An 11,655-nucleotide genomic window follows, 5' to 3' on the forward strand; every position below is an offset into this window, starting at 1 on the left:
CGCGGCTGGCCGCTCGAGGCCGGCGCTCCGCCGCCGAAAAGCTTGAAGCCCGCGGCCCCCTGTGGCCTAGGAAGGTTGCGCCGCGACGGGTCGCCGCGCGGCGTGTCCTGGCATTGAGGAGCGGGCGGCATGAGCGTGGATCTGAAGGCCTGGATCGGCCGTCAGGAGGAGCGCCGCGAACGGCTGGAGCCCGCCCGCACCCACGCCCTGCTCGCCGCCCTCGAACAGCCCGCCGGCCTCGCCGACGGCGACGTGATGCCGCCGCTGTTCCACTGGCTGCATTTCTGGGATCCCAAGCCGCCGTCGGAGACCGGGCCCGACGGCCACCCCGCCCGCGGCGGCTTCCTGCCGCCGGTGGCCCTGCCCCGGCGCATGTGGGCCGGCGGGCGGGTGGAGTTCGTCCGTCCGCTGCGCCTCGGCGAGGAGGTCCGCAAGCTCTCCACCATCGACGACGTGCAGGAGAAGTCCGGCCGCACCGGGGCGCTGATCTTCGTCACCGTCCGCCACGAGCTGCACGGGTCGGGCGGCCTGGCGGTCCGCGAGCGCCAGGACCTGGTCTACCGCGAGGCCCCGCCCAGGGGCGCCCCCGCCGCCGCCCAGCCTCCGCCGGCGGAGCCCGAGCCCGCCGACTGGCGGGAGGAGCAGGCCGCCGGGCCGGTGCTGCTGTTCCGCTTCTCGGCGCTCACGCTCAACAGCCACCGCATCCACTACGACCGGCCTTACGCCGTCGAGGAGGAGGGCTACCAGGGCCTGGTGGTGCACGGCCCGCTGCAGGCGACGCTGATGACCGGCCTGGCGGGGCGGAAGCTGGGCGCGCCCGCCAGGCTGGACTACCGGGCCATGACGCCGGCCGTCGACCTGCACCCGATCTCCGTCTGCGGCCGCCGCCACGGCGAGGGGGCCGACATCTGGGTGGAGCAGCACGGCCGGCGCACCATGACCGGGACCCTGGCCCTGGGGGCCGCGGCGTGAGCGGCTTCGTAAGCCTGCTGTTCGCGCCCGCCTCGCGGCCCGACCGGTTCGCAAAGGCGCTCGCCGCCGGCGCCCAGGCGGTGATCTTCGACCTGGAGGACTCCGTGCCCGAGGCCGGCAAGGCCGGGGCGCGCGCCGCCCTGGCGCAGTTCCTGGGCGCCGGACGCAGCGGCGGGCCGGGCCGGGTGGTGCGCATCAACCGCCTGGAGCGGGCGGAGGGCCGCGCCGACCTGCAGGCCCTGTGCGGCCTGGACGTCGACGCCGTGATGCTGCCCAAGGTCGAGGCCGCAGAGCCGCTCGCCGAGGCCGCCCGGGCCCTGGAGCAGGCGGGCTCCCGGGCGAGCCTGATCGCCCTCGTCGAATCCGCCCGCGGCGTGGGCCGCGTCGAATCCATCGCCGGGCAGGCGCCGGCGCGGCTCTCGGCCCTGATGTTCGGGGCGGCGGACTATGCGGCCGATCTCGGCCTGCAGGCCGGCGGCCGGCGCGCCGACTTCGCCCGCGACCGCATCGTCAACGCCGCAGCCATGGCCGGCGTCGCGGCCATCGACTCGCCGTTCTTCGACATCGCCGACCCCGCGGGCCTCGAGGCCGACTGCGCCATGGCCCGCGCCATGGGCTTCGCCGGCAAGGCCGCCATCCATCCCTCGCAGGTCGGGCCGATCGAACAGGCCTTCGCCCTCATCGAGGCGGAGCGGACGCTGGCGGCCCGCATCCTGGCGGCCGGCGGCGACGGGGCGGCGGCGGTGCTGGACGGCAAGATGATCGACGAGGCCGTCGTGCGCTGGGCGCGCCGCGCCGCCGGCGGCGCGCGATGAGCGGGGCCGCTCCGTCCACGGACGACGCCGACTTCGGCGAGATCCGCGCCGGCGTCCGCGCGCTCTGCCAAGCCTTCCCCGGCGAGTACTGGCGGGGCCTGGACCGCGACGGCGCCTATCCCACCGCCTTCGTCCAGGCCCTGACCGAGGCCGGCTACCTGGCCGCCCTGATCCCGGAGGCCTACGGCGGCGGCGGCCTGCCGCTGCAGGCCGCCGCGGCGATCCTGGAGGAGATCCAGGCCGCCGGCGCCAACGGCTCGGCCTGCCACGCGCAGATGTACGTGATGAACACCCTGCTGCGCCACGGCTCCGAGGCGCAAAAGGCCCGGTGGCTGCCGCAGATCGCCTCGGGCGCGCTGCGGCTGCAGGCCTTCGCGGTGACCGAGCCCGCCTCCGGCACGGACACCCTGGCGCTGCGCACCACCGCCGTGCGCGACGGCGACGCCTACCGGATCAACGGCCAGAAGATCTGGACCTCCCGGGCCGAGCACTCCGACCTGATGCTGCTCCTGGCCCGCACCGCGCCGCGCGACCCGGCCGCCAGGGCCGAGGGGCTGTCGGTATTCCTGGTGGACATGCGCGAGGCCGTGGGCCAGGGCCTGACCATCCGGCCGATCCGCACCATGATGAACCACGCCACCACCGAGGTGTTCTTCGACGACCTGGCCGTGCCGGCGGAGAACCGCATCGGCGAGGAGGGCAAGGGCTTCCGCTACATCCTCTCCGGCATGAACGCCGAGCGCATCCTGATCGGCGCCGAATGCGTCGGCGACGCCCGCTGGTTCATCGGGAAGGCCACGGCCTACGCCCGCGAGCGGCAGGTGTTCGGCCGGCCCATCGGCCAGAACCAGGGGGTCCAGTTCCCCATCGCCCGGGCCTACGCCCAGATGCGCGCCGCCGACCTGATGGTCCGCCACGCCGCCGGCCTCTACCAGACCGGGGCCAACGCCGGCGCCGAGGCCAACATGGCCAAGATGCTGGCCGCCGACGCCTCCTGGGCCGCCGCCGACATGTGCCTGCAGACCCACGGCGGCTTCGGCTTCGCCGCCGACTACGACGTGGAGCGCAAGTTCCGCGAGACCCGCCTCTACCAGGTGGCGCCGGTGTCCACGAACCTGATCCTGTCGTACCTGGCCGAGCACGTGCTGGGCCTGCCGCGCTCCTATTGAGCCGCGGGCGGCCTCGCCGGCGCGGGCGCTCGACATGGGGGTCGATGCGGATTTGCCGGGGGAGTTCCTGCGGCGTATGCCTTCGGCGTGGGCCGGGCTGCGGCGTGAGCGGGGACGGGCGTCATGAGATTCAAGCGTGCGTTCCGGGCCACGCCCATGCTGGCGCTGACGGCGGCGGCGCTGATCGCCGCCGCCGGCCAGGCGCGCGCGCAACCCGACGGCGCCCCGGCGTCGTCCCGCAAGGAGGCTCCCATGTCGGACGAGGCGCAACAATCCGTCGCCCGGGCGGTGCTGGAGGCCGACGACCGCCGGCGGGCCGCCACCATGGCGGGCGACGCCGACGCCCTCGAGGCCCTGCTGACCCCCGATTTCACCTACACCCACAACACCGGCTTCCGGGAGGGGCGCGCGGCCTACGTGGCGCGGGTCCGCAACCGCCAGGTGGAGTACGTCTCCATGGAGCGCCTCTTCGCCGGCGTCCGGGTGCATGGCGGGGTGGCGCTGGTCGACGGCCTGGCCTCGATGACCAACCGCGCGCCGCCGGCCGGGCCCCTGCGGACGAGCAAGACCCTCTACCTGGCGGTCTGGGTGCTCTCGAACGGCCAATGGCGGATGGCCGCCTACGCCTCCACCCTGGCGCGATCCGACTGACGCCTGGCGCACCCGACACGATCCCTATTAGGGTATCTAGCCGTACGGCGTTGTTCGCTAGTGTTCGGACATTCATCTTATTAATCAGGCTATTACAGAATTCTGCGTTCCGGATTGTCCGCCAGCGTGCGGTGCAATGCGCGTCACATATTAGGGTAATAATTAGGGTATAAATCGGCTGTCGTGAGGTGTAGCTGTGCGTTCATGGCACGCGAGATCAACCGACTGTCTTCCCGAAAGGTGGCGACCCTGAACACACCGGGCATGCATGCCGATGGGGCCGGGCTCTATCTGCGTGTGACCGCGGCGGGCTCCAAGCAATGGACTCTCCTCTTTCGTTGGCGGGGGAAGCGAAAGGAGATGGGCCTTGGAGGGATCAACGCAGTGAGCCTGATGCGAGCGCGGCAGAGGGCTGCCGAGGCCCGCGCGATGGTCGCCGACGGAATCAATCCGCTAGTAGCGAAGCGCGCGCACATGAGCGTCCCGACCTTCGGCGAGGTTGCAGACGAGTTTATAAGATTAAGTCCGCATCAGTTCGTAGCGACAAATCCGTGGCGCGCTACAAGCGCATCTTGGGCGAGGGTGCCCATCAGTCGCACGGGCTCGCCATGCGGCACAGGTTTCAGTTAAAAGTAGACGCCAATCGAACGGTTACTTGAATACGTCTTCCACACCCTTCAGCTTTCGATCCACCTTTTGGTGGGGAGCGGCAAGATGGCCTCCGATTATCGCGGGAATCAACCCAATCCACGTCCAATCTGCCAGCGCACCATTGCCAGCTAAATCTCGATTAATCTTCAACGAGATTGCGACAGCCAAGGTAAGTACAACTATAGGTGCAAGCGCTGCTACTAGCCGCCCCCTCTTGCCAGCTATGAGGCCCGCGAGATACCCAGTGTAAAAGCCGTTGAGTAGGATCATCGGCAACGTAACGAGTGAAACGGGTTGTGCACCATTGAACAACAGCCGACCCAATGCGCTGTTAATCGCACTGAAGAGGATCGACGTAGTAATACCTCCGATGACCGGCGCTAGTAGAATCGCTAGCGTATATCTAATCGGCTGCGGGAGTGATCCTCGCATTCCTGCGCCACTTCTCTTCTCGATCACGCCTGCCTCGTCTGCCGGTCATGCCAAGTGGCCAATAGACCGCCGATGACGTTCGCCATGAGAGCCACTACGAACGAGCTTCCGAGCGATCCAAGCAGAGTCCATTCGCCCTTAGTGAGGGCCGCGATGGCCGCGAGGGGAACAACCCCAACGCCCCCGAGAGCAAGCCCAAGGACTGCTCCCACCAGCCCCCACAGGTGATAGACGATCAAAAGGCCAAGCATCCATAACCCGAGCCAAAAGACGTTGGCGGATAATAGAAGCACGGAAGCCGATATCATTCTCGTCTTATTAAAAATAGATAGCGGTAGAACGAACACGCACGCCGCAAAAAGGATCGTCTCTATCTTCACAATCCACGGGTAAGCGTGGATAAAGAGCCAGGAAAACCCCCTGAACATAACCACGCCAACAAATAACATTAGCGCGAGGAAGGCAGCCCCAAGAAGAAAGCTGCCAGCGGATTTTAGCCACTGCATCTTGCGCCCCCTGTCGACTTAAGGATGTACTGCTTTACCCTGCACCACAATCGTTCACTAAGTCCGCTGCATGAGGCGGATCGCGGCCCGAGTTAGGGGGTGGACAACGGCATACTAGCGCTTGGCGGGGCGCTAACACCGCCCGCTAGGTGCGTTTGTGACTTGGTTTGTGGATCGCTAGTTGAGGAGTGGAAATTCTTTCGTTTTTTCAATCTCAATTGGCAGACGCCCCGTCCGCCTTACCCGCCACTGTGCGAGGTGCATCCCTACCATTTGCGTGGGTCGGCGGGGATGGAGACACCTGCCTTCTCGCGACTTGAGCGGCGAAGGGTCCTACCCATTTCAGTTTGTAGCCCGGAGACGAAGCGTCGTCGCGCCTCGCGCATCTTCCTTTTGAAGATCGGCTCGAACCCGTTTGCGGGGTCCGCCAAGTGCTTCGCCAAAAGGTAGGTCCGCACTAGTTCGTCCAATAGCGCCACTCTGTGGCCCCGATAGGCGGGGGGCTTTGCGGTGGTCGCTATGGATTTGGTTATCACATTTGGAAAAAACAGCCGACCACGGTCAATGAGTGCGGAAGCCTTAACGATAAGCTGAAAATAGGTTGGGGCGTCGCTTTCAAATTCTGGAAATTCGCATCGGGCCTCCAGCGCCGCCATTAGATCGATGACCTCCCCACCCCAATGAACCATTTCGGTGTCGCGTTGACGGGTGCGGGCGCGCTCGGAAACCCACCATTGGACGAATGTCACGAGCCCGACGACGAATGTCGCCAGCGCGCCGTCTGTTAGCGTCATGAGATTCATCCACGAATTTTCCGGACCATCTGGCACGCGCCGGCGGCGCTCCACGTGCGGGATAGTAAGGTGCGACGTTTCTAGAGCGTGTCGTAAAGGCGGAGAATAGCGCTCGCGGACTGGCGCTGCCGTTGCTCAATCACAAATTTGACCGCGTCACAGGGATGGCGCGCGCTGCCATGCGCAGTTCGATGGGGGCGATTGTTCGCCATTGTTCGGTAAGCACCGCCCAGAGCCATCTCCCAAATTAGGGTACATATTAGGGTGGTGTGCCGCTGATGCAGTAAGAAGTCAAACAAAACCAGCAACTTACAAAATTTCGCTGGCGCACCCGACACGATTCGAACGTGTGACCTTTGCCTTCGGAGGGCAACGCTCTATCCAGCTGAGCTACGGGTGCGGCTTCCAGCGGAAGGCGTGTCTAGCGGAAAGGCGCCGCGCGGGCAAACGCCGTCTCGTCAGGCCGCCGCCGGCGCCGGCGGCGCGTAGGTGAGGGCGAGGAACACGTCCTCCAGGTCCGGGTCCTCGGTGGCGATGTCCCTGATGTGCAGCCCCGCGGCGCGCACGGCGGCCAGCACCTGCTCGACGCTCGACTGGCCGGTGCGGTAGGTGACGGCGAAGGCGCCCTCGGCGCGCGCCCTGGTCTCGAAGCCGGGCAGCACCGGCGCCACCAGCAGCGGCTCCTCCGGCGTCACCACCACGCTGCGGGTGTCGATGCGCTGCAGGATGGTCGAGGTGGGCTCGCAGGCCACCACCGCCCCGTGGTTGACGATGGCGATCTGGTCGCAGAGCTCCTGCGCCTCCTCCAGGTAGTGGGTGGTCAGCACGATGGTCACCCCCTTGCCGTTCAGCTCCAGCACATAGCGCCACAGCTGGCGGCGCAGCTCGACGTCCACCCCGGCGGTGGGCTCGTCGAGGATCAGCACCGGCGGGTTGTGCACCATGGCCTTGGCCACCATCAGCCGCCGCTTCATGCCGCCGGACAGCTGGCGCACATAGGCGTTCCCCTTGTCGGCCAGGCCCACGGCGGCCAGCAGCTCGTCGGTGCGCCGCTCGTGCGCCGGCACCCCGTACATGCCGGCCTGCACGTCCAGCGCCTCGCGCGGGGTGAAGAACGGGTCGGCGGCGATCTCCTGCGGCACCACCCCGATGGCGGCCCGCGCGTCGCGGGGCCGCCGGTCGATGTCGCGGCCCCAGATCTCCACCGTGCCCGAGGTCTTGCGGCACAGCCCGGCCAGGATGTTGATGAAGGTCGACTTGCCCGCCCCGTTGGGGCCCAGCAGGCCGAAGATCGAACCGCGGGGAATCGCCAGGTCCAGGCCCTTCAGCGCGTGCATTTCCGGCGTGGTCTTGGTCGCCGCATAGGTCTTGCAGAGGCCGCGGGCCTCGATGGCGAAATCGGGCAGGTCCATTCACCGTCCAGTCGATTGACGGGCCGAGCCCGCGTCGCATACCTAGGCGCGCAACGCCGCCCCGCCAAGCACGGCGCGGTCCACGAGGTGATCCATGGCCCGCCTTATCCGCAACCGCGGCGCTGACGCCCAGCTGCGGCCCGAGCCGATGCCGGCCGAGCCCGCGCTGACGCCGCCGCTGCCGGCGCCGGAGCTGGTCGCGGTCCACTCGCGCCGCATCGCCTGCGACGGCGTCGGCGGCGCGCTGGGCCACCCGCGCGTCTGGCTGGAGATGGGCGAGGCCCACTTCGTCGAATGCCCCTACTGCGACCGGAGATTCGTCCTGCCCTCGGGCGAGGAGGGGCCGGAGGACGAGCGCCTGGCGCCGGGGGTGTACGAAGGCCCGCACGGACACTGAGGCGCGGCGGGCCGGTTCGCGCCGGCGGCGGGGGGTTGAGCGCTTACAGCCCCGCACATCATCAGCGCTTTGAGGGGTCGTAAACAGCGGATCGACGGGAGTCGGCGGGGCGGGTGCTGCGGGGGGCATGCCGAGGGGGCGGCGGCTTCGGGGTTGGCGACGCAGGGGTCGGAGGTGGCGCGGGGGCGGACAGGGCTATCCGGAACCTAGCACGTTCGGAACAAATAGTGAACTTCTCCGAGCCGTGGGCTTCAGGGGAGCGGCGTTCGGGCACGACAGCGGTCTAAAAAGATTCGTTGGGGAACCTTTCGTCATGGTCCTTGCGACGCCCTGATCAGCGTTCATTCTCTCGAGCGTATCTGAGTTCGAGGGAGCCTGTCATGGCCCGCACGACGTCCGGCAAATCGACGACGGCCTCGAGACAGGCCGGCGCCAAGCGGGGCTCGATCAAGCCGGCCCTGCTCTCAGGCGGTAATCCGCAGATCGCGAAGGGCGACGGCGACGGCCCCGTGCAGGCCTACATCACGGCCATGCCGGGCTGGAAGAGGGACGTCGGACGCCGCCTCGACGCGCTCGTCGTGCGCACCGTCCCCGGCGTGCGCAAAGCGGTCAGGTGGAACTCGCCGATGTACGGCGTCGAGGGCCAGGGCTGGTTCCTCGGCGTCCACACCTTCACGAACTACGTCAAGGTGACGTTCTTCCGCGGCGCGTCGCTGCATCCGCCGCCGCCCGGCGAATCCAAGAGCAAGGACGTGCGGCACCTCGACATCCGCGAAGACGAAGAACTCGACGGGGAACTCTTCGCAAGTTGGGTCCTGCAGGCGTCGAACCAGCCCGGCTGGGGCGCCTAGCGCGGGTCGAAGCGGGACGAGGAAACGGGCCCAAGGCCCGCACCCGCGCCTGGTGGTGGCCGCCGCCCCGCCCTCCCAAATCTCGCTCCCGTCCCCCCGTGACCCGCGCCCCTCCAGCGCCTATCTTCGCCTCCATGACCGACACCCTCGCGCCCGACCCAGAGACCCTCGCCGAGATTCCCCGCGAGCCGACCCAGGACGGGCCGCGGGTGCGGCTGTATCTGGTGGACGGGTCGAGCTATCTGTTCCGGGCCTATCACGCGCTGCCGCCGCTCACCCGCAAGTCGGACGGGCTGCCGGTGGGGGCGGTGGCGGGGTTCTGCAACATGTTGTGGAAGCTGCTGGTCGACATGCGGGCGCAGCCGGACGCGCCGACCCACCTGGCGGTGATCTTCGACCATTCGGAGAAGACGTTCCGCAATGAGCTTTATGCCGAGTACAAGGCCCACCGGCCGCCGGCGCCGGAGGACCTGATCCCGCAGTTCCCGCTGGTGCGCGACGCCACGCGGGCGTTCGGCCTGCCGTCCATCGAGCTGCCCGGCTACGAGGCCGACGATCTGATCGCCGCCTACGCCTGCAAGGTGCGCGACATGGGCGGCGAGGTGGTGATCGTCTCCTCCGACAAGGACCTGATGCAGCTGGTGGGGCCGCAGGTCTCGATGCTCGACACCATGAAGAACCTGGCGATCGGCGTGGACCAGGTGATGGAGAAGTTCGGGGTCGGGCCCGAGCGGGTGGTGGACGTGCAGGCGCTGTGCGGCGATTCCGTCGACAACGTGCCCGGCGCGCCCGGCATCGGGATCAAGACCGCCTCGGCGCTGATCAACGAGTACGGCGACCTGGATACGCTGCTGGCCCGGGCCGGCGAGGTGAAGCAGCAGAAGCGCCGCGAGACGCTGATCGCCTACGCCGACCAGATCCGCCTGTCGCGCGAGCTGGTGCGGCTGGACTGCGACACGCCGCTGCCGGCCCCGGTGGACGATCTGGCCATAGCCGAGTTCGACGCCGCGGCCCTGGGCAGCTTCCTGGAGGCCATGGAGTTCCGCACCCTGGCCCGGCGGGTGGCCGAGGCGCACGCGGCCGGCGGGAGGTCTCCGGTTGCGGCGCCGGCGCCCGGGGCCAAGGCCGCGCCGAAGCACGGGCCGATCGACACCCGGGCCTACGCCTGCGTCCGCGACCTGCCGACGCTGGAGGCCTGGATCGCCCGCGCGCGCGCGCGCGGGATCGTGGCCTTCGACACCGAGACCGACGCGCTGTCCTCGGCCAACGCCGGGCTCTGCGGCCTGTCGCTGGCCGTGGCGCCGGGCGAGGCCTGCTACATCCCCGTGGGCCATTGCGAGATGGACGGCCTGGCGCTGGAAGCCCCGGCCGACCTGACGCAGATCCCGGTGGAAGAGGCCATGGCGGCGCTGAAGCCGCTGCTGGAGGACCCCTCGATCCTCAAGGTGGCGCAGAACGCCAAGTACGACCTGGCGGTGCTCTCGCGCTACGGCGTCACCGTGGCGCCGATCGAGGACACCATGCTGATCTCCTACGTGCTGGAAGCCGGCCTGCACAACCACGGCATGGACGAGCTGTCGCGCCTGTGGCTCGGCCACGAGCCCATCGCCTTCAAGCAGGTGGCCGGGGTGGGCAAGGCGCAGAAGAGCTTCAAGCACGTGCCGCTGACCGAGGCCACCTGCTACGCCGCCGAGGACGCCGACGTCACCTTGCGGCTCTACGAGCACCTGCGGCCGCGGCTGGCCGCCGAGGGCCTGCTCAGCGTCTACGAGACCCTGGAGCGGCCGATGGCCCAGGTGCTGGCCGACATGGAATGCGCCGGCGTGCGCATCGACCCGGACATCCTGCGCCAGCTCTCCGGCGAGTTCGGCATGCGGATGAACGAGCTGGAGGCCCGCGCCCATGCCCTGGCCGGGCGGCCGTTCAACCTGGGCAGCCCCAAGCAGATCGGCGAGGTGCTGTACCAGGAGATGGGGCTGTCGTCGGGGCGCAAGACCGGCGGCGGCGCGGCCTCCACCGACGCCTCGGTGCTGGAGGACCTGGCGCTGCAGGGCCACGAGCTGCCCCGCGTGCTGCTGGACTGGCGCCAGCTCTCCAAGCTGAAGGGCACCTACACCGACAACCTGGTGGCCGCCGTGGCCGAGCGCACCCGCCGGGTGCACACCTCGTTCGCCCTGGCGTCGACCACCACCGGGCGGCTGTCGTCCTCCGACCCCAACCTGATGAACATCCCGATCCGCACGGAGGAGGGCCGCAAGATCCGCCGGGCGTTCATCGCCGAGCCCGGGCAGGTGCTGATCAGCGCCGACTACAGCCAGATCGAACTGCGGCTGCTGGCCCACATCGGCGACATCCCGCAGCTGAAGCGCGCCTTCGTCGACGGGCTGGACATCCACGCCATGACCGCCTCGGAGATGTTCGGCGTGCCGGTGGAGGGGATGCCCGCGGAGACGCGCCGCCGGGCCAAGGCGATCAACTTCGGCATCATCTACGGCATCTCGGGCTTCGGCCTGGCCAACCAGCTGTCGATCCCGCAGGACGAGGCGGCGGCCTACATCCGCACCTATTTCGAGCGCTTCCCCGGCATCCGCGCCTACATGGACCAGGCCAAGCAGACGGTGCGCGCCCAGGGCTACGTCAGCACCATCTTCGGCCGCAAGGTGAACATCCCCGCCGCCAAGGGCCGCACGCCGGCCGAGCGGGCCTTCGCCGACCGCGCGGCGATCAACGCGCCGATCCAGGGCGCGGCGGCCGACGTGATCCGCCGGGCCATGGTGCGGATGCCGGCCGCCCTGGCCGCCGAGGGGCTGAGCGCCAGGATGCTGCTGCAGGTGCACGACGAACTGGTGTTCGAGGCGCCGCAGGCCGAGGCCGAGGCGGTGATCGCCGTCGCCAAGCGGGTGATGAGCCGGGCGGCCGAGCCGGTGGTGGCGCTGAGCGTGCCGCTGGTGGTGGAGGCGCGGGCGGCGGCCAACTGGGACGACGCGCACTGAGGGGGGCGAGCC

Annotated in this window: 11 protein-coding genes and 1 tRNA gene; 8 read left to right on the plus strand and 4 right to left on the minus strand. The window is 68.9% G+C overall.

Annotation, left to right across the window (positions count from 1 at the left end; genetic code table 11):
- The first annotated feature begins 129 nt into the window (after window positions 1–129).
- From VGL30_RS15660 to VGL30_RS18865, 5 genes are all read left to right on the plus strand, one after another.
- Window positions 130–972: an FAS1-like dehydratase domain-containing protein gene (locus tag VGL30_RS15660; protein ID WP_331540947.1), complete on the plus strand. Its 843-nt coding sequence runs from the start codon at window positions 130–132 to the stop codon at window positions 970–972.
- Window positions 969–1,787 carry an HpcH/HpaI aldolase/citrate lyase family protein gene (locus tag VGL30_RS15665; RefSeq protein WP_331540948.1) on the plus strand — a complete coding sequence of 273 codons (819 nt, stop codon included), beginning with the start codon at window positions 969–971 and terminating at the stop codon, window positions 1,785–1,787. Before VGL30_RS15660 ends, VGL30_RS15665 begins: the two co-directional genes overlap by 4 nt.
- Entirely contained in the window at window positions 1,784–2,956 is a 1,173-nt protein-coding gene (locus tag VGL30_RS15670) for an acyl-CoA dehydrogenase family protein (protein WP_331540949.1), read from the plus strand. The genes VGL30_RS15665 and VGL30_RS15670 overlap by 4 nt, the downstream gene beginning before the upstream one ends.
- Window positions 2,957–3,079: 123 nt before the next feature.
- Entirely contained in the window at window positions 3,080–3,607 is a 528-nt protein-coding gene (locus VGL30_RS15675) for a nuclear transport factor 2 family protein (protein ID WP_331540950.1), read from the plus strand.
- Window positions 3,608–3,811: 204 nt separating this feature from the next.
- Window positions 3,812–4,237 (plus strand): Arm DNA-binding domain-containing protein, encoded by a 426-nt coding sequence (locus tag VGL30_RS18865; RefSeq protein ID WP_414695025.1) that lies wholly within the window; start codon window positions 3,812–3,814, stop codon window positions 4,235–4,237.
- A 476-nt stretch (window positions 4,238–4,713) separates the two neighbouring features.
- Here the strand turns inward: VGL30_RS18865 and VGL30_RS15680 are convergent, their stop codons facing one another.
- From VGL30_RS15680 to VGL30_RS15695, 4 genes are all read right to left on the minus strand, one after another.
- Window positions 4,714–5,196 carry a hypothetical protein gene (locus tag VGL30_RS15680; RefSeq protein WP_331540951.1) on the minus strand — a complete coding sequence of 161 codons (483 nt, stop codon included), beginning with the start codon at window positions 5,194–5,196 and terminating at the stop codon, window positions 4,714–4,716.
- A 266-nt stretch (window positions 5,197–5,462) separates the two neighbouring features.
- Window positions 5,463–5,999, minus strand: coding sequence for a hypothetical protein (locus VGL30_RS15685; protein ID WP_331540952.1), 537 nt, complete (start codon window positions 5,997–5,999; stop codon window positions 5,463–5,465).
- Window positions 6,000–6,313: 314 nt separating this feature from the next.
- Window positions 6,314–6,390, minus strand: a tRNA-Arg gene (locus VGL30_RS15690).
- 58 nt (window positions 6,391–6,448) lie between these two features.
- Window positions 6,449–7,402 carry an ABC transporter ATP-binding protein gene (locus tag VGL30_RS15695; RefSeq protein WP_331540953.1) on the minus strand — a complete coding sequence of 318 codons (954 nt, stop codon included), beginning with the start codon at window positions 7,400–7,402 and terminating at the stop codon, window positions 6,449–6,451.
- Between the two features lie 94 nt (window positions 7,403–7,496).
- On the opposite strand from VGL30_RS15695, the gene VGL30_RS15700 reads away from it, so the two are divergent.
- The 3 genes from VGL30_RS15700 (at window position 7,497) to polA (ending at window position 11,643) form a co-directional block, all read left to right on the plus strand.
- Window positions 7,497–7,799 (plus strand): zinc-finger domain-containing protein, encoded by a 303-nt coding sequence (locus tag VGL30_RS15700; protein ID WP_414695026.1) that lies wholly within the window; start codon window positions 7,497–7,499, stop codon window positions 7,797–7,799.
- Window positions 7,800–8,179: 380 nt separating this feature from the next.
- The gene (locus tag VGL30_RS15705; protein WP_331540954.1) at window positions 8,180–8,650 is read left to right on the plus strand and encodes a DUF1801 domain-containing protein; all 471 of its coding nucleotides are present in this window, start codon (window positions 8,180–8,182) and stop codon (window positions 8,648–8,650) included.
- A 134-nt stretch (window positions 8,651–8,784) separates the two neighbouring features.
- Window positions 8,785–11,643, plus strand: coding sequence for a DNA polymerase I (gene polA, locus VGL30_RS15710; protein ID WP_331540955.1), 2,859 nt, complete (start codon window positions 8,785–8,787; stop codon window positions 11,641–11,643).
- The last annotated feature ends 12 nt before the right edge of the window (window positions 11,644–11,655 follow it).

Source organism: Phenylobacterium sp. (genome assembly GCF_036502675.1).
In the GTDB taxonomy this organism is placed as follows: Bacteria; Pseudomonadota; Alphaproteobacteria; order Caulobacterales; family Caulobacteraceae; genus Phenylobacterium.